The organism is Mucilaginibacter sp. McL0603 (genome assembly GCF_049992945.1).
GTDB lineage: Bacteria > Bacteroidota > Bacteroidia > Sphingobacteriales > Sphingobacteriaceae > Mucilaginibacter.
Window position 1 is genome coordinate 15,917 of record NZ_CP188251.1, and the last position, 20,855, is coordinate 36,771.

Here is a 20,855-nt window from a genome sequence, read left to right on the forward strand (position 1 = left end):
CATCAGGAGAAAGGTATTGTATTATTCAAATTATTATAAAACTTCACTATTAAAACAATAGTTAATATTACCAATATGATCAACAGAGCCACCATTAACCGCATCAAATATCTTACTCTCTTATTTTCAATATTTCTAGACCTAATTAAATTATCCGCTTTAATGTATGTTGTTGCACTAAAATAAATTATTACCAGCCCCAAAATAGCTGTTATCATCATGACTCTATAATCTATTTTTTCTGCGGCATTAACTTTTTTGAAAACCTTTATGCCAAGAACTTTCCCATTTAATTTAAACCCCGGATTTTCATTACCTGTGTAAATAATCTGAAATTTAAAAGCATAGTCAGGGTCAAAGTATTTCCAAGATAAGCCAAGTGATTTATTATTTATCTTGGTTAGATTAAATTTTGCAATATCAGGATCAGTCTGTTTTATTATTTTAAAATCGAGTATTTTTTGGGTTCCTGATAAGTTTAGAGATATATTTTGTCTAACATCTTCATTTGTTACAGGCAGATTACCACTATTCCATATAGTTCCTGTTAAAATGTAAACATTATCCTTTATTGGTATGCTGTCTTTCTCAATTACTTTTATTGCAGAAGATGAGTTTTTACTATCATAAATTAATGATGAGGGTTCAGTAATATTGTAAGATATAACTTTATTTTTTTTACTGTTCAGATAAAAAAAGAAGCCTGAAGCTATCCCTAAAATTGCTAATAGGATAGAAATATAATTAATAGGTTTTTTAAAGTCTTCTATAAAGGTCATGGTTAAAGGTTAGGTAATAATAAAATAAATATAAACAACTCACTTCAAATACACCACATCTCTATGATATTCTAAATATTGCAAGTTGTTATTGAATACCTTTCTCAATTTCATATCAGGAGATAGATTGAGCAAATCAGAATAGGGTTGAATATTCTTTGAAAGGATAATCCCACCGTTATTTTCAAAGGATATAAATCCTTCATCAAATAAAGAATCTAATGTTGGTGTAAGTATTAACCCATTATAAGGGTCTAGTCTTTCACTATTATCAGAATCCTTCCATGGTTTGATATGAGAAGCTTTTAATATTTCTGGAACTTTAACATTAGTAATTGCACATGCATCCCATAAGTTCAATAGGTTAAAACGGTACTTACCTTGTCCTATCCTGCTTAGTGAGAGAGAACGTTTTTCAGTTTCTTTCACGTTGTAGATAAATTCAGGTTCAGCAAATATTTTCGGGTTCTCATTATTATTAATTATCGGAGAGACTTGAAAAATGAATTGAAGCGGTCTATCAATTTTTTCGAAAAAATCAACCAATTCAATTATTCCTAAATATTTAAAATATGTGTGGTGCTTAAGTCGATAAAAAAGGTGTATAGGATCGCCATTTGCCTTCGCATTAATTATCCTATTATTGTTTGCGTCTTTTTCCTCACCTTCCCAGTAAAGAAAATCGTCATTTATATAATCATTGTATTGGGTGGCAGAGTTTTGTTTTTCTTTGGTAACGAAAAGGATTATTGCATTAGTGGATACAGGGGTAACTACGCCTCTGCTTAACGCTTGACGGCCTTTGTAGCGCCATAACTCAGTGAGGTAGTTCCGATCATAGAACTCTCCGACTTTAAGACTACCAAAATTTATGCTTATATCCAACTCAATTATCAGGTTCTATCTCTAAAAATACGTGTTTGCATTTAATATTTAAACATTCATTTATAAACAACTTGAGATTAGTATGATAGAAATCGGATATAATAGCAGTTCTTGCACCACAAATCGGGCAGGTAGTAGGCTGGTCGTTCATCAAATAAAATTCCATTAACGAATATAATTAGTGACGGAATGCTTATCAATCGACTATAAGTGAACTGTAACACTTGTAACACCTGTAAAACGGAGTGACACCTGTTACAGATGTTACAGCATCCCCAAACAAAAAATTGCCACAATAATTTTAATCCCTTATATTTAACCTCAAACCAAATCACGATTACCTAAATGAGATCACTTTATATTCTCTTGCTTGTTGCTTTGCCGACGGTCGTTTTCGCGCAAACTAATTTTCACCAGGGCTATGTTGTAAAAACCAATGGCGATACGGTAAAAGGCTATATCGATTACCGCGAATGGTCCGAGAGTCCCATTTCTGTTGACTTTAAGGCCACTAAAGACGACCAGCAAACGCAACAGTTCGACCCAACTACTGCCCGTGGTTTCGGCGTAAATGGTATGGAAACCTATATCACCTATACCGGGCTTATCAGTAATGACCTTAACCATTTCCCCAATTTAGCACCCAAACTGGATACCAGCAAGATACAAGCCAGCATATTTTTACGGTTGGTAACTGCCGGCAGTCATCTGTCGCTCTACTCACAAGCCGATGGCCGTAAGTTCCGCTATTTTGTTACTGAGGCCAATGGTACCCCTGTCGAGCTTAAATACACGCAATATTACAATGAGCAGCATCAGTCTGTTGAGCGGGCATTTTTTCGCGGGCAGCTGATCGTTTATATCAACCAATATACTCCGGGCAACACCAAACTAATCGACGAGGCCGGTACTATTGCCTTTGAGCAGGACCAGATAGAAAAGATAGTTTACAAAATAAATGGAGATACTGTAGCCAGGGCAAACGGGCATATTGAAAAATCAAGATTTCGCTGGTTCCTGGGCGGTTCATTTTCTTATGCGCAGGAAAAGTATGAGTCGGGCGTGTTCAATGCAATCCCGAGGATAAATTTCGGGTTCGACGCATTTGATAACCCAAACGTACAGCAATGGGTATTCAGAGTTACTGCCGGGCTTTCATACATCAACGCAAAAACAAGCTATTATACATCAACAGGCGCCGTTGCCATCGCAACATTCGATCAGGCAAGCTTCAGCATCGGTCCGCAGATACTCTATAACCTATACAACAGGGACAATATTAAGGTATTTGTTGGTGGCGGTGCAAACCTCAATTTTTCCGCCTACAGCAGCGATCCAACTTATGTTAACGGTTACAAACTCGTTGATCCGGGTGTATTTTGGTACAATTTACCTATTACAGCAGGCGTAGCGGTCAATAAAAAATTCGAAGTTGCTTTTAGCTATGCACCTTATGAGCGCACTCTTAGTATGCGTTTCTTTGATATAGGAGCGAAGTTTTATTTGGATAAGTAAACAATGTCAATCGGGCGGGAATGTGCGATTATGAATATTATTATTTGTTTTTGTTAGGTATTCATGAGCTCCTAAGGTCGGTTCCTTCCTCGGGGAAGGTGTAGGAAGGGGTTTTCCGATAGTTTTAATAGCGCAGAAACCCCTCCCTGCCACTTCACCTCCAGTCGCACCCCTCCCCAGGGAGGGAATTATATCGATAACTAAATCTTTTGAAAACTCCGACTTCGTTCCTCGCTATGAACTATAAAATCTGCATCTGCTTTAAAGTATCACTCAACTCCTCTGCCGTAGTAAAATGAATACATAGTATACCTATCTTCTCGGCGGCAAGTATATTGCGGTAGTTATCGTCGATAAATAAGGACTCTTCAGCTTTCACATGATAACGATCCAGCAGGATATGGTAAAACTCTGGAGTAGGCTTGCGCATTTTTTCGGCCCCTGATACTACGATACCGTCAAACCATTTCATGAAATCAAACCGCTCATAAGCCACCGGAAAAGTCTCTGCCGACCAGTTGGTGAGCGCATAAATTTTGTATTTATCATGCTGCTTTAACTGGTGCAATATTTCTACTACATCATGAAATGCATCGCCAAGCATCTCGTCCCAGCGACTGTAGAAAGCGCGGATGTTATCCTCATGCTCGGGGTGTTTGTTTACCAAAAACTCCGTCCCCTCCAGCAAGGAACGACCACCGTCCTGTTCCTCATTCCAGTCGGACGTAGTCACTTCACTCAGAAAACGTTCCATTTCGGTCTCATCGCTAAAGATAGTCCGGTACATGTATCTCGGGTTCCAGTCAATTAGCACCGCACCGAGGTCAAATATGATGGTGTTGATCATGAGATAAAATTCAGTACTAAATAAACACTTTTACTTTAAATTATAGTTTAGTAAATTAGAAGTATTAAAATATAGCTATGCTGACAAGGGAAGAAGTGTTAAAAAGTGTGAATGAATTGCCCAGTGAATTTAGTTTTGAAGAAATTCTGGACAGGTTATTATTATTGGATAAGATCGAAATCGGGTTAAAACAATCTAATGCCGGAAATACAGTTTCAACTGACGAGGCAAAAGAAAGTTTATCGAAATGGCTGAAGTAAAGTGGACAAAGCAAGCTATTCAGGATATTGATAAGATCGCTGAATTTATTGCTAAAGACTCGGACCATTACGCTAAAATTCAGGTACAAAGATTCTTCGATGCTGTAAAAGTTTTAGAAAAACAGCCAAAATCCGGTAAGATTGTACCCGAAAAGCAAGATATTTCTATCAGGGCAATTTTAATCGGAAGCTATAGGATCATCTACAAAATAGTATCTGAAAAAAGAATAGATGTGATTACAGTTCACCACAACAAACGCTTGCTTTCAAATAATCCCGGTTTGAAATAAGTATTCACCGCACCGAGATCAAATATGATGGTGTTGATCATGGGATAAAGATAGCTCAATAAGGATTTTACGCTTTGTATTTTTTAATTTTCCGGGGATTCCGGCGATTATCAATGAAGGAAATCAATTCAATTTCTTTTGTGCTTGTTTTAACACGATAGATAATGGACACCTGTTTAATTATAAGACCGATATGAACATTTTTAAATCTCCCTGTATTTTTCCCAATGAGAGGCTCTTCTTTTAATACCTCAAAATACTCATTTACCCTTTTCTTGAAATTTTTGATTTCTTTTTCTGTCCAGTTTATTTTCAGGTAGGTTATTCTGTCCTCAAAAGTTGTTAACGCTTCTGATGTCCATATTATCGTATAACTCATAAACCAAGCCGGGTAGCAGCTTTTTCGTGGCTAATAGTTTCTCCCTTGTCCGCCTGTTCCAATCCCCTTTTAACAGATGCCTGCTGATCAGTATCAAGATCATCAAACCAGTCATGATGATGACTTTTTAATAAATTTTCGACCTCCTTAATCAGGCCGATATCTTCTATATTCAACACAGCTTGAACTAACTTTAGTTTCTCTGCCTGTAAATCCATATCTGTTTACTTTAATAATACTAAGTTACTGAAGATTTGATAAATTTTAGTCTAAATGTTTTTTGCTTTCTAACGCCCTTCTCTATTCATTCTTCAATAACCAGTTCTTAAATCCTTCAAAATCTACTCCCAAAGATGCCGCCTGTTTAGTTTTGCCTTCCAGTTCCTGCACCTCGCCGGGTATCTCAATAGCTTTTGCAACATGCCCCGGCAATACATCCGGAAATTTACAAGGATGGGCGGTGGATAAAAATACGCCTGAGGCACGTCCGGTTGGCTGGTCCTGCTGCCAGTCTTTAAGCGCCTGCCAGGCAATTGCTGTATGCGGACACGCAACATAGTGGTAACTGCTGTAAATCTTCTCTACGGCAGCCAATGTCTCCTCATCATTATAGCTAAAACCGATGATCAATTCACTCAATTTATCTGCATCATCCTTAAACATATCGGCTATCCTAACCCAGTTGCTCGGGTTGCCTACATCCATCGCATTGGAGATAGTTTGTACCGATGGTTTGGGTTGATAAACGCCCGTCTTCAAAAACTCGGGCACGGTATCATTGGCGTTAGTAGCAGCTATAAATTGCGTTACGGGTAAACCCATTTTCCATGCTAACAACCCCGCACCGATATTCCCGAAATTACCGCTTGGCACAGAAAACACCACCTTATCCCTGCCCTGCTTCAGCATTTGGGCGTAGGCATTAAAATAGTAAAATGTTTGGGGGATAAGCCTGGCGATATTGATAGAGTTAGCAGATGTCAGGCGGAATTTAGCATTCAACTCAGGATCGGTAAAGGCCTGTTTTACCAGCGCCTGGCAATCGTCAAAAGTACCGTCAACCTCAATAGCACGGATGTTCTGGCCGTTTGTGGTGAGTTGTAATTCCTGTATGCCACTCACTTTCCCTTTGGGATAAAGGATGGTTACCCTTGTATTCGGCACACCTAAAAAGCCCAAAGCCACAGCACCACCGGTATCGCCTGATGTGGCTACCAGTACGTCCAACTGCTTTTCGCCATCCTCTAAAAAGTAGCTCATCACCCGGCTCATGAATCTGGCGCCAAAATCCTTAAACGCCAATGATGGCCCGTGGAAAAGCTCCAGCACAAAAACGCTTTCTTCCAGTCCAACCACAGGTGCATAAAAGTTAATAGCATCATGGATGATAGCCTTCAGATCTTCCGCCGGAATATCATCTTCCAACAGATTTTTAGCCACATGGAAAGCGATCTCCGGCAAAGTATAACCGTCCAGATTGTTGAGAAACTTATCATCCAAACGCGGAATTGTGGCAGGCATGTACAAGCCCCTATCCTGTGGCATACTATTAAAAACCGCCTCTTTAAAAGAAACACGGGTATCGGTATTGTTAGTACTGTAGAATTTCATCTTTGTATTTCGGATTTCGGATGTTCGATTTCGGATTTATTAATCTTATACTTTTATTAGTTTTCTCCTTTAAGCCTAACCTAAAACCCTATTAGAGTTTAGAATTTAGAAATTAGTGTTTTTATAAAACCTTCGGTCCTTTATCATTAATATCCGACACATAAGTATTTGAGCCGATCTGGATACTTGTCAGGTGCCGTTGTAATTTTTGGGTGATCTTCCTGGCGGTTTCCTCATCGCGCGTGAACGCAAACACCGATGGACCAGAGCCTGAGATACCAAAGCTTACTGCACCCATTTCCATCGCCATCTCGCGCATTTTATAAAAGTCGGGGATCAGCATAGAGCGTACGGGCTCAACCAGTATGTCTTTCATGCTTCTTCCAATCAGGTCGATATCATTCATAAACAGGCCGCTTACCAGTCCGGCGATATTGCCCCATTGGGTTACGGCATCTTTCATTAGTATTTTATTTCGGATGATCTGACGGGCCTCACGAGTTGGTACATCCACATCAGGAAATACGATAGCGCAATACAGATCTTTCGGATGCGGCAGCCTGATCACATCCAACGGATCATAGCTTCTGATCAATACAAAACCGCCCAACAGTGCCGGAGCTACATTATCTGCGTGTCCGTGCCCACAGGCCATTTCCTCACCTTTTCGAGCAAAAGGAAGTAGTTTTGCAGGGTCTGTATCATCGCCCAATAAGGTCTTGGCAGCAAACAAACCGGCAACCGTACTCGCCGAGCTTGAGCCCAGGCCACTACCTATCGGCATCTTTTTATGCAACTCAATATCCAACCCAATATCCGTCCTCCCAATGCTTTGCAAATAATGCTGAACACTTACGCTCACGGTATTCTTAGCCGGATCAAGTGGCAAGCGTCCATTGTCTCCGGTGATCTTACTGATGATAATACCTGGCTTGTTGGTTATACGCATGATCACTTCGTCGCCCGGTTCATTTACCGCGAAACCCAGCACGTCAAAACCGCAAACCACGTTGGCGACAGTCGCCGGGGCAAAAACTTTAACCCCCCGGCCCCCTGAAAGGGGAGCAAAAATGCTTGTCATTTTCTTTGATTCTTGTATATTATTGTCCATTTTGTTTTTACCATTACTCCCCCTTCAGGGGGCTGGGGGGCTGTTTGATTCTTGTTTTTACCATTACTCCCCCTTCAGGGGGCTGGGGGGCTGTTTAATTCTTGTTTTTACTCCCCCTTCAGGGGGTCGGGGGGCTAAGCCCCCACGTTTATCAGGTCAGCAAATACACCGGCAGCGGTTACCTCGGCTCCGGCACCGGGACCTTTTACCACCAACGGTCTGTCTTTATAGCGATCAGTAGTAAATGAAATTATATTATCACTTCCCGACAGCATGTAGAACGGATGGCTCTCATCCACCATTTGCAGGGTGATGGCCGCTTTGCCATCCTCCAGCTTACCAATGTAGCGTAATACTTTCTTTTCTTTTTCGGCTTGTTCTTTCAATTTGGTAAAGTACGCGTCTTCTTTTTTCAAAGCTGCATAAAAATCATCTACGCTTTGGGCCTCGAGGCAGCTTTTTGGCAGCATACTTTCTATCTGCACGTCTGCTGCTTCCATAGCATAACCTGCATCACGGGCGAGGATTAATATTTTACGCATAAAGTCTGTCCCCCTCAAGTCATCACGCGGATCAGGTTCGGTATACCCTTTATCCTGGGCCATTTTCACCACATCGTGGAAGTTAGCATCACCCTTAAAATTGTTAAAGATGAACGAAATAGTTCCCGACAGTATTGCTTCGATACGCTTAACCCTGTCACCGCTGCTCATCAAATCTTTCAAAGTACGGATGATTGGCAAACCAGCGCCTACATTGGTCTCATAAAAGAAATCAACCCCATGCTGCCTCGCAGTATCCCTGAAGGTTTTATACTGACTGTAAGCAGCCGAATTACCTATCTTATTACAGGTAACTACGGATATATTCGACTTAAAAATATCCTCGTAAAACTCAATAGGTTGCGGACTTGCGGTATTATCAATAAACACGCAGTTAGGCAAGTTCATTTGCTTCATCTTGGCTACAAATGCCGCCAAATTTGCTTTTTCATCCGATTGCTGTAATTCGTCCTGCCATTTATCCAGCGACAAACCATCCGCGTTAAAGATCATTTTGCGGGTATTGCTGATACCGGCAATTTTAACTTGTATACCGTTATTCTCCTGTAAAAACCCGCTATGCTGATTTAATTGATTGAACAAAGTAGTACCGATATTACCAGTGCCAAGGCAAAAGGCATGCAGCGTTTTATTCAGCTGAACAAAAAAGGCATCATGCACCGCATTCAGCGCTTTCGCCAGATCCTTGCTTGAGATAATTACCGAAATATTGTACTCAGACGAGCCCTGTGCAATAGCCCTCACATTGACACCATTACGGCCAAGCGCATGGAACAATTTACCGGATATGCCCGGAGTTTGCTTCATATTTTCCCCTACTATAGCCAAATTAGCCAGGTTTTGTTCAATATCCGGATGCTCCAGCTTATTGGCCAGTAGCTCCAGTTCAAATTCTTGTTCGATAACACGTCTAGCCTTTTCTGCATCGCCGGGGTTAACTGCAAAGGTGATGCTATGCTCTGATGAAGACTGAGTGATCAGTATAATATTGATCTGCTCGCGTGCCAGAAGGGAAAACAACCGTCCACTAAAGCCTGATTTTCCAACCATCCCGCTGCCTTCAACATTAATAATGCTGATATCATTAATAGATGATATTCCTTTTATCGGTAAAGAGGATGGTTTGCAATGGTGCTGTATAATTGTCCCTTCAAAATCTACCTCAAAAGTGTTTTTTATAATAATTGGTATTCTCTTTAAAAAAGCCGGAATCATCGTTGGCGGGTAGATCACTTTCGCACCAAAGTAGGATAACTCCATCGCTTCAGTATAGGTCAGCTCGGGTAAGGAGAATGCCTTCTTCACCATACGCGGATCAGCGGTCATCATCCCGTTTACATCGGTCCAGATCTGTATTTCAGCAGCATTCAGTGCCGAACCGAATATCGCCGCAGTATAATCACTGCCACCACGGCCTAAAGTAGTGATCTGTCCGGCATCATTAGAGGCTATAAAACCGGTTACAAACAACATCTTATCCGGGTTCTCCTGTGTAAAACCTTTGATCAGCAGTTCGGTCAGCTCCATATTCACCTTGGCGTGACCGAAATCACTGTCAGTCTTTATAAGTTCAGAGGCATCCACAAACAAAGCTTCCGGGAAATACTGCGCTGCCATTTTACTGATCATCAGTGTGGAGCAGCGTTCGCCATAGCTCAATATCAAGTCGCGGGTTTTCGGGGTAAGCTCACGGAGGGTCAGCACGCCTTGCAGCAATTCTTCCAGGTGGTTAAAGTTGATCTTGAGCCTGGTATACGCCGGGTTCTGATGCTGTACGTTGAGCAGCGTTCGTACCATATCAAAGTGACGGGTTTCCAGCTCTGCCAACTGAACTGTAAAATCTTCGCCTTTTGACGCGTTTTCAGCCATGGACGAGAGCAAATTGGTAACCCCGCTCATGGCCGACAAAACCACTACCGGCTTTTCACCAGCTTCGTACTCTTTTTTCAGGATGTCGATCACTGTACTGATGCTTTTTGCTGAACCGACGGAAGTACCTCCGAATTTTAAAATCTTCATTTACTGCTATTAAATAAAAAAGCCTCCCTCGTTTCGGAGGGAGGCTCGTTGTTGGTTTCTTTCTATGTTTTACACCACAAGATCATCTTCCTCCGGAAATTATCCCGGTGGTAGTTGTTGTTATAATTATGGTGCTGTTAATTATCATCTCTGTAATGCCTGTAAAGTAAGTAGATATTTTTTATATATGCAAGGGTTATTTTTATTTATAGCTCAACGTCTTAAATTCCCTCCCTCGGGAGGGGTGCGGTTGGATGCGAAGTGGCAGGGAGGGGTTTCTACGCTAAAAAGTCTATCGGATAAACCCCTTCCTCCACCTTCCCCAAGGAAGGAATCGCACATGGCTATGCACATTTATCATTTACTAACCAAGAAATTACCATTTAAATTATTTAAAAATATACTTGCGTAACTCAAAAGTTACTTATACATTTGAGTAACTTAAAAGTTACCTATTATGACAACAAGCATCAATCACCAATTTTTCTTCCCTCACCCGCAGGAGTCGGTTTGGGAATATCTGACCAATGCCGACCTTATGGCGCTATGGTTAATGAAAACTGATTTTCAACCTATTGAAGGGCGCGATTTTCAGTTCAATGTAAACCCGATACCGAGCCTTAATTTTGACGGCATCGTTTATTGTAAGGTGTTAGAGATCATTCCTTTTAAAAAACTCTCCTACTCGTGGAAATGCGGACCAGGTGATGGCAAGATCACCCTTGACACTGTAGTTGTGTGGGAGCTGCGGCCAAAAGGTAAAGGAACTGAGCTTTTCCTGGACCACTCAGGCGCTTCTACACTGGAAAATTTCAACTTGTACAACGCTATGGACGGCGGCTGGCTTCAAAATATCAATAAGATCGCTGAACACCTAAACGCTGAAAAAAAAGGCACACCGGTTTCCAGTTAGGGTAAACTATTAAAATATCAAACTATGAATATAGGAATCATTGGTGCAGGGCAAATTGGAAGTTGCCTTGCATCAAAATTTGTTAAGCTGGGCCATCAGGTTTCCATTGCTAACTCCCGTGGACCAGCTTCTTTAAAACAGCTTGCCGGGGAAATTGGCGCAGAGGCAACCACAGTTGAAGAAGCTGTAAAAAATAAAGAAGTGATCATTGTTACCATCCCGCAAAAGAATGTACCGAATCTTCCTAAAGAACTGTTTAAAGATCTTCCGGAGGACGTGGTTATCATTGACACCTGCAATTATTACCCAAGGCTTCGCGATGGAGTTATTCCTTCGCTTGAGCAAAGTGGTATTGAAAGCTTATGGGTTCAGGAGCAGTTGGGTATTCCTGTTATTAAGGTATTTAATTCCATTTTTGCAGCCAGTCTGAATGATCTGGGCAAGCCGAAAGGGGCGAAAGACCGTATTGCTTTAGCAGTCTCTGGCGATAATACTAAAGCCAAAGAAGTTGTATTTAAGCTGGTAGATGACTTGGGTTTCGACACTTTTGATATTGGCACAATTGCCCAATCGTGGAAGCAGCAGCCGGGCAGTTCTATTTATTGCAGGGATATCACGCTTGATGAACTCAAAAAAAGGGTTGAAGCAATGGGAACCGAGTGGTCTGACATGCGCGACCAGATCACAGGGAAACATCATGACAACGAGGCACAAATGGAGGCAGATTTTACAACCTGGCTGAAGAACTTTAAGGAGAATAAAATATAGCAGCCTCACCCTGCCCTCTCCAAAGGAGAGGGTTTTAATGGGAGCGCAGTTAAAGTCCTCTCCTTTGGAGAGGATTTAGGTGAGGCAACAAAAAACAACTCACATTTTGCTTGAGTCTTTGGCCATTTTGCCTTTTTTACTCATTTTATCGGATTTCTTATCCATCTTCTTATCCATTTTGTGATCCATCTTGCTCATTTTGCCGGTATCAGCGGGTGAAACATGAACTGATGCCATTACATTAAGACTGAAGCAAGCTGCAACTACAACGGCAATAGCCGCTTTTGAAAAAATTGATTTCATACTGTGTTTTTGGTTTGTTAATAGTTTTTTACACTTTTCTCCTTAGTCGGACGGGATTAACAAGCCTTACAAAGTATTTTAATTAAAATTTTAAGCTGTGATTTTTCTCTTTTGATGAGGCTCTGCACTTATCTTAAAACGTCCTCTTTTTGTCGCGGAACGCCCTCACTGTGAATGACTAAGTCTTTTATCTTTGATCTGATCTTAACAAAACACATCAGAAAAATCAAAGCTAAAACCAATAAAATGAGAAATTTAATCTACGCCATAAACACCACCTTAGATGGCTGTTGCGACCATACCAAATTTTCTCCTGCTGAAGAAATGATGGAGTATTTTATCCAACTCACGCGGGATGCTGACACATTCGTCTACGGGCGTAAAACTTATCAATTGATGGTTCCTTATTGGCCCGATGTGGCGAATGACCCTTCCCAGCAGGCAAATCCAGATTACGAATTTGCCCGGGCATTTGACGCTGTTGAAAAAATTGTTGTTTTTTCCCGATCATTAGAAAGCGCCGAAGGAAAAAAAACGAGAATTGTTCGTACGAGTCTTCAAGACGAAATACTTAAATTGAAACAAGAGCAAGGTAAAAATATTATGACCGGCGGTGTAACCATTCCGTCACAATTGGCAGAGCTTGGCCTGATTGATGAATATATTTTTGTGGTTCACCCAATAGTTATAGGAGAAGGGAGACGGGTATTTGACGGGATCAACCTGCAAGAGAAATTACAATTAAAATTGGTTGAGTCGACGGTTTTTAAATCGGGGACTGTTGTGCTTCGGTATTTGAAACAGTGAAGGGAAAATTTGATGGGGTTGAAGGTTGTGTTGACGAAAAGATAGAGCGATTATCTAATGCAGTTTGCTTATTCTTTAGGTGAGCATGTAAGATAATTTCTATATTCGGGAAACCTTATTGCAAGTGAAATTAACATACACACTTTCTGAGTCATCTAACCTCGATTCCAAAACTGCTATTGATAAAATCGTATTAGAGTTAAATAATAACAAGTATAGAGTACTTGATACCACCAATAATAAAGTTGAATTTGATGATAACTCTTTTAAGTTTATGTGGAGTTTTGAGACAGTAGGACGCATAGATGGCGGAACATTTAAAGTCGAAGTTCTCAAAAACAATATCGAAGTAACTTTAGACTACAACATAAACGTATTGCCCATATTAATCGGGATAATTGGGATAATTATTCTTTTTATAACTGAATCTCAATATATCGGAGCTATAATTTCTATTATATTTTGTTTCATAATAATTTATAGACGCACGATTAAAACACAAACAACAGCCAGAGATTTATTATTTGAAATTTTCAATGGAAGCTTTTGTTAAAAAATAGCCTTCCTGTCCAAATTGAGGAATATAATTAGTTCGCGAAAAAACTCTGTCCCTGCAGGGTCTCTCTGCGAGAGACCCTGCAGGGAAATAAAAAAACCGTAATTTCGCCCAAAACCCTATTACAACAAAAATCAAGTATGGAAGATAGTAATTATTGGAACTGTAGCGCCACAATAAGGGAAAGTGAAAAATACTATATCGATGGACTAAATATTTGGGAACACCAATGGAAAAGTACTCGTGAATATTTTTTAAAAAAAGACCGGTGCGCCAAATCAACGACAAAGTAACTGTCTACGAAATAGAGAATGAAGGCAAACTTATAAGATTTGGGGCTAAAGAAGTTTCGAGAGATACATATCTAATATATACCCATTACAAATAGTTTCCTAACTGCTATATCATTACATTCAAGAGGAAAATCGCACAATCCTCCATCCTAATCCTTATTCAACTCCTCCTCAATCCTATCCTGCAAATCCTTTTTAAATTCATCATCCAGCTTTGTTTCCTTATTTACAGCGCTATTAAAAAGCTGGCGGATCATCTCAGTGATCTTTATTGTTTGCTTTTGGTAAATGCGGCATACCGAGCAACCGAACAGGTGTATCCGCAGTTCTAATTGCTCACGCAGGGTAATGCGCCCGATAAGCTTCTTCTCTATCAGAAAAGTAGCCTTTTTACAGTTGTGTGTGATCTTTTTTAACGGTCCCATATCAAATCCAGTTTTTTTGAAGGCAAGCCCTCAGGTTAAGTTTTGTACGATGGATGATCACCCAAAAATTGGCTGCTGTCAGTTTCAGTTCGGCACAAATAATATCAGTTGTTTGATCATCCATATGCTTCATCGTAAAAACAGACATCCACAATGCCGGGAGTTTCTGCATACATTTTTGCAGTATACTATTAAACTCTTTGCTTACCACCAGGTCATGATTGTCAATACCGAACTCCCTCGGTGCACGTTCAGGCATCCAATGTCCATCTTCCGGGTCAAAAAAGTCTGCTTGCTCATCTTCCGCTTTTTCTACATCAGCATTAAGCAACCGGGATGATTTTTTACGGTATATATCTATTATTTTATTTCGCAATATGGCCGTCAACCATGTGCGCTCCGAGCTTTTTCCTTCAAATGAATTTACCTTTTCAAGTGCCGCTAAAAAGGTTTCCTGTACCAGGTCCTTCGCCTGCTCCTCATCATTGATACGGGCGTTGGCATAAGTATACATATAATCGGCATAAGCCTCCACCCACTTATGCGGGTTTAGCGTTTCTGTTTTAGTTATCATTAATTAAGCTGTAAGTATTAATGCTTAGTCGTAAATTTATCAAAACCTTACAAGGTATTTTTGCAAAAAATCATAGCCCGGTAAAAAAGTCGTAAATTTATGTAAGGAAAAGATTCTGCTGCCGACTAACTCTGTAAATAAGATCTCGACACACATTAAATATCAACAACATGAAAGCAATTAAAGTATTTATAGCCGCCACCTGCCTTGTAGTGGTAACTATATCAGCATTAGCTTTTATCAATGGCACACATTCAAAAGCAAACATTAACAGCAATGGTAAAGGATTTGCCGTGATCGAATTATTCACTTCCGAAGGCTGCTCAAGCTGCCCGCCTGCGGATAAGCTGATTGCCCGCTTAGAAAAAGAAAGCGGTGATAAACCAATCTATATCCTGGCTTTCCATGTAGATTACTGGGACCGGCTGGGATGGAAGGATGCATTTAGCAGCGCTGATTATACCGCTCGCCAAAAACAATATGCTCAATGGTTAAAATTACCACAATATTACACACCACAGGCCGTGATCAATGGTACCTCTGAATGTGTAGGTTCAGAAGAAGCCAATTTGCGCAATGCGATTAAAACCGGTCTTGACGGATCAGAGAAAACCAAACTAACGCTTAGCGGTATCAAAGTAGAAAATAACAAAGCAACCGTGCAATACCACACCGAAGGGGCTAAAAAAAATTATGACCTGCTAATAGCCCTGATCCAGAAGGATGCGACTACAAAAGTAGAGGCCGGAGAAAACGGAGGGCATACGCTATCGCATGTGCAGATCGTAAACCAACTGAAAGCTACGCCATTAAAAAAGGCGGCTGATGGTACACAAAGCTTTTCCCTACCCCAAGGCTTCGATCCGCAAAAATGGGAGCTGATCGGTTTTGTGCAAAATACATCAAGCGGAGAGATAATCGGGGCATCAAAAGCTGCATTCCCTGCTAATTTGAGCAGCAATAATTAATGTAGATTGAATATTAAAATGAGTGCCGGGATGTGCGATTCCTTCCTCGGGGAAGGTGTAGGAAGGGGTTTAACGATAGCTTTAATAGCGCAGAAACCCCTCCCTGCCACTTCACATCCAGTCGCACCCCTCCCAAGGGAGGGAATTTATTTCGAACATTTGTAGTTGGAAACCTATCGCTGATGTATGCCGTATTTTAAATAATTTCGCCACTGAATGAAAGTCATCAAAGAAAAACATCCCTTAGTAATGCGTTGGACGCATTGGGTTAACTTCCCCATATTAACCATCATGATATGGAGCGGGATGCTTATTTATTGGGCCAATGATGAGTATAGCATCACCCTATTCGGGCACACTTTTGTAAGGTTCTTTCCCGACTGGTATTATAACCTGCTACATATCCCCTCACGCCTTGCCGAGGGAATGGCGTTCCACTTCCTGTTCATGTGGTTCTTCACGCTGAATGGCATATTCTATATTTTGTACACCATTATATCCGGAGAGTGGCGGCAATTGGTGCCAAAGCGCAATTCATTTAAAGAAGCGTGGCTGGTGCTGTTGCATGATCTGCACATCCGTAAAACTGTCCCTCCGCAGGACAAATATAACGCTGCTCAACGTATTGCCTACACTGCTATTATAGTAATGGGTGTGGGTTCGGTCATCACCGGACTGGCTATTTATAAGCCCGTTCAGTTTTATTGGCTCTGCTGGCTATGTGGAGGATATCACCTGGCGAGGATTTGGCATTTTGTGTTGACCATCGGCTACGTTTTATTTTTTGTGATCCATATTGTACAGGTAATATTAGCCGGGTGGAACAATTTCAGATCGGTCATATCCGGATTTGAAGTAATAAACGAGTAACCAAAACCGGCAATAGAAATAGAAAGGAATAACGAAAATGAAAAAGCCTAAAAAGGAACTGACCATCGATCAGAAGATCAAACGTCGGAATTTTATTTCGTTTGCCATTTTTGGTGCTTATGCCGTTGGCGCCTATGAAGGCTGGCGATGGCTGTATAAATCGCCCGATGAAACTGCCGGGATAACTGCAGGCGCACATAAGCCATTACGCCGTGCCCTTAATAAAACCGAATTATTTTTCAGGAGACTTACGTTCAACGAAAACCATTTGGTAAAAACCTACCCACGGTCAATGGCTGCTAAAAAGATCAGGCATAATAGCGATATAGGTTCAGAAGGCAAACTGCCGCCCGAGAATTGGAAATTACAAGTAAAGAAACTTTCAGGTGAGACATTACAGATCACACTGGACGAAATCATGAAATTGCCCAAAACCGGCATTACCTATGATTTTAAATGTGTAGAGGGCTGGGACCAGATCTCGCACTGGGAAGGAGTAAAATTCCGCGACTTTATAGATCATTATAATCTCCAGTCTGAAGCGAAAATGGGCTATGTAGGCCTCGAAACACCCGATAAGCAATACTATGTCGGTATTGATATGCCAAGCGCCCTTCATCCGCAAACATTACTGGCTTACCAGATGAATGACGAATTGTTAAACGGTAATCATGGGCAACCTCTCCGGCTGATCATCCCGGTAAAATATGGCATCAAAAATCTGAAACGCATCGGGAGCATAAGCTTTAGCAACACCCGTCCGCGTGATTATTGGGCAGAACAGGGTTATGATTATTACTCTGGGCTGTAATATTTTTTTCGAATTAAAACGCGATAATCTATTTATAAGGAAGACCGCATGAGTTCCAATCGCTTTTAAAAAATTTTTGCTGATTTTAACTAAAGTCTCGCTTGTTTCCTCATCGTTTCCGTCTCATAAATGGCTACCGAGTACCCATATCATTTCATATACCCCAGCGGGGTAACATGTCGGTAGAAAAAAAAGACGCCATAGCTCATTTTGCCCCGTAGGTGCAATACATTTCGCCATTGTTATTCGAAATGCATAGTTCGGGTGTTGCACCTACGGCGCAAAAAATCATTTCAATTCTTCTACCAACATTTAGCTCCTAAAGGAGCAGCTTTTTTTGAGAAATATAGATGTGGATAGCCAGTAGCCATAAATGGGACGACAATGAATTTTAGCATCAGACTTTTTATTCATTGCTGTTTGGCTTTAGCTCCAAATCTATACGTATAACATTTTAAACGCCATTTCCATGATAGGAGCCCCCTGTTTATTATTAATTAGTGATCCCGCTTTCTAAAATAGCTTAATATTTGCATCTTGCGCTAAATGCCTGTTGCAAAATTACCCCTGAGCAAACAGCTCGCCTATGCCTGCGGAATGATCGGCTGGAGCATCATGACCAATATCATTATCGTGATGCTGCCCTACTTTTATCTTCCACCATCTAATGCAGGGCTTGTCCCTTTAGTTCCTCAGTTATTGTTGTTTGGAGTTGTTAATATCTTATCGATTATTGCTGCATCAGGCAGATTTGTTGACGCCTTATTCGACCCCTTTATTGCCTCCCTCAGCGATAAAAGTAAAAACCCCAAAGGACGACGCACTCCATTCATGAAATGGGCTATATTACCAGCTGTCGTTTTTTGCTGTCTTACCTTTTACCCGTTAGTAATGCGACAAAGCGGCAGTAACGCCGCCTGGCTTGCCGTTACCATGACCTTGTTCTTTATGAGTGTAACAGCTTATATAATCCCTTATAACGCATTGCTTCCCGAGCTAACAGAAACCCCGGAAGAAAAAGTTAAGCTATCTTCCTTTCAGCAAGCTGGGTTTGTGGTAGGGATCATGATCGCGGCATCCGTAAACAATTATGCCGATGTAGTACAATACCTATTCCATATTACCGCGCGCGACATCGCAGTACAATATACCATATGGGGGTTAGCTCTTTTTGCCGGAATAATTATGATGATACCCATATTTGCAATTGACGAGACAAAATACTCAAGCAGCAAACCATCGCATTTACCTATCCTGGCGGCTATCAGTAAAACTTTCAGCAATGTCAATTTTAAATACTACCTCATATCCGATTTTTCGTTTTATATGTCTCTGAGTGTTATCTCCAGCGGGATGCTATATTTTGTTACGGTGTTGCTTGGCCTGCCAGAATCTATCGGCGGGGCGTTAATGGGTGCAATGGTGGTATTATCATTGTTTTTCTACCCGCTTATTAATTACCTGTCCAAAAAGATAGGTAAAAAACCTTTGGTGCTTTTTTCATTTGCCTTGCTAAGCCTCATTTTTGTGGCGATGTATTTTCTGGGGAAGTTTCCAATATCGGCATACATACAGGCTTATGCTTTGGTGCTTTGTACATCGTTTCCATTGGCTGCATTGGGTATTTTACCTAATGCAATATTAGCCGGCATTGCGCAGGAAGATGCAAATGAAACCGGAGAAAATAGAGAAGGCATGTTCTTCGCCGTAAAATACCTGTTTGTAAAAATGGGACAGACATTAGGCATCGCCCTATTTGCCTTTCTTACTGTTTATGGTAAAGATCCCGGTCACGATTTTGGCCTGCGCCTGAGCGGTGTATGCGGGTTTGCACTTTGTATTACGGCGTTTATATTCTTCAGCCGTTTTAAAGAGAAGAGGGGTTGATTAAGAGAGAAGTTGATTAAGTTGATTGAGAGAGTGGTTGATTAGGTTTTATTCATCTTAACCAAATCAACCTAATGCAACTTATTCAACCAAGCAACTTATTCTAACCTAATCCAACCTAATCAACCGACCTTCCTCAACTGAATGATCCTCAACTTATGCATCAGTTTAATAACCGGGTATGATGGATCGAACTCAAACCAACGTTTGGCGAAGTTGGCATCATTTGGTTTTTTGTGATGGTTGTTCTGGAACAACTCGCCCAGCATCAGGAAATCAAAAGGCAGGGTGTTCTTGCTGTGATCGTCGTTATCAAAGTTAGAATAACCGTATTTATGCCCGCACCAGTTAACGATAGCGCCATGGATCGGTCCCATAAAAAAGTGGATCGGCAATAACAGGAACATCCACCAATAGCTGGCAAACGTAATATAAAAGGCAATATATAACAGACCGAAGCAGACACGCGTAATCCAAAGATCGCCTATCCGGTCAATAAATCCCCATGCAGGATAACGGTCTCTGAATTGAGGCTCAGGCTCTATTTGAAACCGCTGGTAATTCATGTAAATGTTTTTTGTCTTTATCATCATTCCCCAAACATCTTTGATAAAATGCGGCGAATGAGGGTCCTTTTCGGTATCACTGTAAGCATGGTGCATACGATGCATAATGGCATAAGCACGAGGGTTTAAAAATGACGATCCAAGGAATAAGAACGTGCACATATAAAACACCTTCTCCCAAAAACTATTCATTTTAAACATTTTATGAGATGCGTAACGGTGCAAAAAGAATGTCTGGAAGAACAGGGAGAAAAACCAGTGACAGAGAAAAAAAGCTAATATGATCATTGATGTAATAACAACTAAACTGACTGCCAGTTTATAATTGAGGGGACAAAGTTAGGCTATTTTTTCGCTAAAGATTATTTACTTCCGTTTTTTTAACATTTCTATAACTAAAAAGAGCTTTCCGATATCGGAAAGCTCTTTTTATTAATGTTTAAGCAAAAGCCTGCCGGCAACTGCTAACTGATTTAGAAAGGAAGATCATCCTCATCCGGTGCTGAACTAATGTTAGCAGGAGGAGCATATTCAGGCACGGTATTACCGTTAGCGCCCGAAAGAACATTCACTTTCCATAGTTGCAGCGAGTTAAAATAGCTCTTTTTGCCTGCTTTGTCTGTCCACGGACGACCTTTCAGATTAAAGAAAACCTCTATATCATCGCCAACGCGGATATTATCCAGTAGGCTGCAGCGATCTTGTATTGCTTCAAATTTTAAATATTCGGGATACTGAGGATTCTCTATATATTCAACAATCAGTTCTCTCTTCTTTAATGATTCGGTCACCTGTGCTGTAGGTGATACCTCGTGTACTTTACCCTTAATTTCCATGATTATAACAAAATTAAAA

General features: G+C 40.8%; 24 protein-coding genes. 11 read left to right on the forward strand and 13 right to left on the reverse strand.

All coding sequences use genetic code 11. The features are described 5' to 3' along the window. Positions 1-2: 2 nt before the first annotated feature. Positions 3-779, reverse strand: coding sequence for a hypothetical protein (locus ACPPVU_RS00080; protein ID WP_426669645.1), 777 nt, complete (start codon positions 777-779; stop codon positions 3-5). 39 nt (positions 780-818) lie between these two features. Continuing rightward, positions 819-1,664 (reverse strand): HNH endonuclease, encoded by an 846-nt coding sequence (locus tag ACPPVU_RS00085; RefSeq protein WP_426669646.1) that lies wholly within the window; start codon positions 1,662-1,664, stop codon positions 819-821. A gap of 345 nt (positions 1,665-2,009) precedes the next feature. On the opposite strand from ACPPVU_RS00085, the gene ACPPVU_RS00090 reads away from it, so the two are divergent. Then, on the forward strand, positions 2,010-3,179 hold the full coding sequence (locus ACPPVU_RS00090) for a hypothetical protein (RefSeq protein WP_426669647.1): 1,170 nt from the start codon (positions 2,010-2,012) through the stop codon (positions 3,177-3,179). 241 nt (positions 3,180-3,420) lie between these two features. On the opposite strand, the gene ACPPVU_RS00095 is transcribed toward ACPPVU_RS00090, so the two are convergent. Further along, positions 3,421-4,026 (reverse strand): HAD family hydrolase, encoded by a 606-nt coding sequence (locus ACPPVU_RS00095; RefSeq protein ID WP_426669648.1) that lies wholly within the window; start codon positions 4,024-4,026, stop codon positions 3,421-3,423. Between the two features lie 77 nt (positions 4,027-4,103). Between ACPPVU_RS00095 and ACPPVU_RS00100 the strand changes: the two genes are divergently transcribed. Both ACPPVU_RS00100 and ACPPVU_RS00105 read left to right on the forward strand, forming a co-directional pair. Next, positions 4,104-4,286, forward strand: coding sequence for a hypothetical protein (locus tag ACPPVU_RS00100; RefSeq protein WP_426669649.1), 183 nt, complete (start codon positions 4,104-4,106; stop codon positions 4,284-4,286). Continuing rightward, positions 4,274-4,576: a type II toxin-antitoxin system RelE/ParE family toxin gene (locus ACPPVU_RS00105; protein ID WP_426669650.1), complete on the forward strand. Its 303-nt coding sequence runs from the start codon at positions 4,274-4,276 to the stop codon at positions 4,574-4,576. The genes ACPPVU_RS00100 and ACPPVU_RS00105 overlap by 13 nt, the downstream gene beginning before the upstream one ends. A 67-nt stretch (positions 4,577-4,643) precedes the next feature. On the opposite strand, the gene ACPPVU_RS00110 is transcribed toward ACPPVU_RS00105, so the two are convergent. The 5 genes from ACPPVU_RS00110 to thrA form a co-directional block, all read right to left on the reverse strand. After that, positions 4,644-4,955: a type II toxin-antitoxin system RelE/ParE family toxin gene (locus ACPPVU_RS00110; RefSeq protein ID WP_426669651.1), complete on the reverse strand. Its 312-nt coding sequence runs from the start codon at positions 4,953-4,955 to the stop codon at positions 4,644-4,646. Continuing rightward, complete coding sequence (locus ACPPVU_RS00115) at positions 4,952-5,173, reverse strand: hypothetical protein (RefSeq protein WP_426669652.1); 222 nt, start codon at positions 5,171-5,173, stop codon at positions 4,952-4,954. Before ACPPVU_RS00115 ends, ACPPVU_RS00110 begins: the two co-directional genes overlap by 4 nt. Positions 5,174-5,255: 82 nt before the next feature. Beyond that, positions 5,256-6,566, reverse strand: a complete 1,311-nt coding sequence (thrC, locus tag ACPPVU_RS00120; RefSeq protein WP_426669653.1) for a threonine synthase — start codon at positions 6,564-6,566, stop codon at positions 5,256-5,258. Between the two features lie 121 nt (positions 6,567-6,687). Then, positions 6,688-7,647 carry a homoserine kinase gene (locus ACPPVU_RS00125; RefSeq protein ID WP_426669654.1) on the reverse strand — a complete coding sequence of 320 codons (960 nt, stop codon included), beginning with the start codon at positions 7,645-7,647 and terminating at the stop codon, positions 6,688-6,690. 164 nt (positions 7,648-7,811) lie between these two features. Then, a complete protein-coding gene (gene thrA, locus ACPPVU_RS00130; RefSeq protein ID WP_426669655.1) occupies positions 7,812-10,259 on the reverse strand; it encodes a bifunctional aspartate kinase/homoserine dehydrogenase I in 2,448 nt (815 codons plus the stop codon). A 457-nt stretch (positions 10,260-10,716) separates the two neighbouring features. On the opposite strand from thrA, the gene ACPPVU_RS00135 reads away from it, so the two are divergent. Together ACPPVU_RS00135 and ACPPVU_RS00140 are read left to right on the forward strand one after the other, a co-directional pair. Beyond that, a complete protein-coding gene (locus tag ACPPVU_RS00135; protein WP_426669656.1) occupies positions 10,717-11,172 on the forward strand; it encodes an SRPBCC family protein in 456 nt (151 codons plus the stop codon). A 24-nt stretch (positions 11,173-11,196) separates the two neighbouring features. Continuing rightward, a complete protein-coding gene (locus ACPPVU_RS00140; RefSeq protein WP_426669657.1) occupies positions 11,197-11,940 on the forward strand; it encodes an NADPH-dependent F420 reductase in 744 nt (247 codons plus the stop codon). A gap of 99 nt (positions 11,941-12,039) precedes the next feature. On the opposite strand, the gene ACPPVU_RS00145 is transcribed toward ACPPVU_RS00140, so the two are convergent. Then, the gene (locus ACPPVU_RS00145) at positions 12,040-12,243 is read right to left on the reverse strand and encodes a hypothetical protein (protein ID WP_426669658.1); all 204 of its coding nucleotides are present in this window, start codon (positions 12,241-12,243) and stop codon (positions 12,040-12,042) included. Positions 12,244-12,489: 246 nt separating this feature from the next. Between ACPPVU_RS00145 and ACPPVU_RS00150 the strand changes: the two genes are divergently transcribed. Next, positions 12,490-13,050: a dihydrofolate reductase family protein gene (locus tag ACPPVU_RS00150; protein ID WP_426669659.1), complete on the forward strand. Its 561-nt coding sequence runs from the start codon at positions 12,490-12,492 to the stop codon at positions 13,048-13,050. Between the two features lie 124 nt (positions 13,051-13,174). Beyond that, a complete protein-coding gene (locus ACPPVU_RS00155) occupies positions 13,175-13,603 on the forward strand; it encodes a hypothetical protein (protein ID WP_426669660.1) in 429 nt (142 codons plus the stop codon). 445 nt (positions 13,604-14,048) lie between these two features. Here ACPPVU_RS00155 and ACPPVU_RS00160 read toward each other — a convergent pair whose 3' ends face one another. Then, positions 14,049-14,324, reverse strand: a complete 276-nt coding sequence (locus ACPPVU_RS00160; RefSeq protein ID WP_426669661.1) for a hypothetical protein — start codon at positions 14,322-14,324, stop codon at positions 14,049-14,051. A 1-nt stretch (position 14,325) separates the two neighbouring features. Next, positions 14,326-14,898: a sigma-70 family RNA polymerase sigma factor gene (locus ACPPVU_RS00165; protein ID WP_426669662.1), complete on the reverse strand. Its 573-nt coding sequence runs from the start codon at positions 14,896-14,898 to the stop codon at positions 14,326-14,328. 170 nt (positions 14,899-15,068) lie between these two features. On the opposite strand from ACPPVU_RS00165, the gene ACPPVU_RS00170 reads away from it, so the two are divergent. From ACPPVU_RS00170 to ACPPVU_RS00185, 4 genes are all read left to right on the forward strand, one after another. After that, positions 15,069-15,866 (forward strand): DUF1223 domain-containing protein, encoded by a 798-nt coding sequence (locus tag ACPPVU_RS00170; RefSeq protein WP_426669663.1) that lies wholly within the window; start codon positions 15,069-15,071, stop codon positions 15,864-15,866. 216 nt (positions 15,867-16,082) lie between these two features. Continuing rightward, positions 16,083-16,736 carry a cytochrome b/b6 domain-containing protein gene (locus tag ACPPVU_RS00175; protein ID WP_426669664.1) on the forward strand — a complete coding sequence of 218 codons (654 nt, stop codon included), beginning with the start codon at positions 16,083-16,085 and terminating at the stop codon, positions 16,734-16,736. A 37-nt stretch (positions 16,737-16,773) separates the two neighbouring features. After that, the gene (locus ACPPVU_RS00180; RefSeq protein WP_426669665.1) at positions 16,774-17,547 is read left to right on the forward strand and encodes a molybdopterin-dependent oxidoreductase; all 774 of its coding nucleotides are present in this window, start codon (positions 16,774-16,776) and stop codon (positions 17,545-17,547) included. A gap of 546 nt (positions 17,548-18,093) precedes the next feature. Further along, positions 18,094-19,434: an MFS transporter gene (locus tag ACPPVU_RS00185; RefSeq protein WP_426669666.1), complete on the forward strand. Its 1,341-nt coding sequence runs from the start codon at positions 18,094-18,096 to the stop codon at positions 19,432-19,434. 122 nt (positions 19,435-19,556) lie between these two features. On the opposite strand, the gene ACPPVU_RS00190 is transcribed toward ACPPVU_RS00185, so the two are convergent. Together ACPPVU_RS00190 and ACPPVU_RS00195 are read right to left on the reverse strand one after the other, a co-directional pair. Further along, positions 19,557-20,288 carry an acyl-CoA desaturase gene (locus ACPPVU_RS00190; RefSeq protein WP_426669667.1) on the reverse strand — a complete coding sequence of 244 codons (732 nt, stop codon included), beginning with the start codon at positions 20,286-20,288 and terminating at the stop codon, positions 19,557-19,559. Positions 20,289-20,473: 185 nt separating this feature from the next. Beyond that, positions 20,474-20,836: a DUF3127 domain-containing protein gene (locus ACPPVU_RS00195; protein WP_426669668.1), complete on the reverse strand. Its 363-nt coding sequence runs from the start codon at positions 20,834-20,836 to the stop codon at positions 20,474-20,476. Positions 20,837-20,855: the final 19 nt, after the last annotated feature.

Coding starts and splice junctions, on each gene's coding strand:
- ACPPVU_RS00080 (WP_426669645.1), bottom strand. CDS start 779: ATGACCTTTATAGAAGACTTTAAAAAACCTATTAATTATATTTCTATC.
- ACPPVU_RS00090 (WP_426669647.1), top strand. CDS start 2,010: ATGAGATCACTTTATATTCTCTTGCTTGTTGCTTTGCCGACGGTCGTT.
- ACPPVU_RS00095 (WP_426669648.1), bottom strand. CDS start 4,026: ATGATCAACACCATCATATTTGACCTCGGTGCGGTGCTAATTGACTGG.
- ACPPVU_RS00100 (WP_426669649.1), top strand. CDS start 4,104: ATGCTGACAAGGGAAGAAGTGTTAAAAAGTGTGAATGAATTGCCCAGT.
- ACPPVU_RS00105 (WP_426669650.1), top strand. CDS start 4,274: ATGGCTGAAGTAAAGTGGACAAAGCAAGCTATTCAGGATATTGATAAG.
- ACPPVU_RS00110 (WP_426669651.1), bottom strand. CDS start 4,955: ATGAGTTATACGATAATATGGACATCAGAAGCGTTAACAACTTTTGAG.
- ACPPVU_RS00115 (WP_426669652.1), bottom strand. CDS start 5,173: ATGGATTTACAGGCAGAGAAACTAAAGTTAGTTCAAGCTGTGTTGAAT.
- thrC (WP_426669653.1), bottom strand. CDS start 6,566: ATGAAATTCTACAGTACTAACAATACCGATACCCGTGTTTCTTTTAAA.
- ACPPVU_RS00125 (WP_426669654.1), bottom strand. CDS start 7,647: ATGACAAGCATTTTTGCTCCCCTTTCAGGGGGCCGGGGGGTTAAAGTT.
- thrA (WP_426669655.1), bottom strand. CDS start 10,259: ATGAAGATTTTAAAATTCGGAGGTACTTCCGTCGGTTCAGCAAAAAGC.
- ACPPVU_RS00135 (WP_426669656.1), top strand. CDS start 10,717: ATGACAACAAGCATCAATCACCAATTTTTCTTCCCTCACCCGCAGGAG.
- ACPPVU_RS00140 (WP_426669657.1), top strand. CDS start 11,197: ATGAATATAGGAATCATTGGTGCAGGGCAAATTGGAAGTTGCCTTGCA.
- ACPPVU_RS00145 (WP_426669658.1), bottom strand. CDS start 12,243: ATGAAATCAATTTTTTCAAAAGCGGCTATTGCCGTTGTAGTTGCAGCT.
- ACPPVU_RS00150 (WP_426669659.1), top strand. CDS start 12,490: ATGAGAAATTTAATCTACGCCATAAACACCACCTTAGATGGCTGTTGC.
- ACPPVU_RS00160 (WP_426669661.1), bottom strand. CDS start 14,324: ATGGGACCGTTAAAAAAGATCACACACAACTGTAAAAAGGCTACTTTT.
- ACPPVU_RS00165 (WP_426669662.1), bottom strand. CDS start 14,898: ATGATAACTAAAACAGAAACGCTAAACCCGCATAAGTGGGTGGAGGCT.
- ACPPVU_RS00170 (WP_426669663.1), top strand. CDS start 15,069: ATGAAAGCAATTAAAGTATTTATAGCCGCCACCTGCCTTGTAGTGGTA.
- ACPPVU_RS00175 (WP_426669664.1), top strand. CDS start 16,083: ATGAAAGTCATCAAAGAAAAACATCCCTTAGTAATGCGTTGGACGCAT.
- ACPPVU_RS00180 (WP_426669665.1), top strand. CDS start 16,774: ATGAAAAAGCCTAAAAAGGAACTGACCATCGATCAGAAGATCAAACGT.
- ACPPVU_RS00185 (WP_426669666.1), top strand. CDS start 18,094: ATGCCTGTTGCAAAATTACCCCTGAGCAAACAGCTCGCCTATGCCTGC.
- ACPPVU_RS00190 (WP_426669667.1), bottom strand. CDS start 20,288: ATGATCATATTAGCTTTTTTTCTCTGTCACTGGTTTTTCTCCCTGTTC.
- ACPPVU_RS00195 (WP_426669668.1), bottom strand. CDS start 20,836: ATGGAAATTAAGGGTAAAGTACACGAGGTATCACCTACAGCACAGGTG.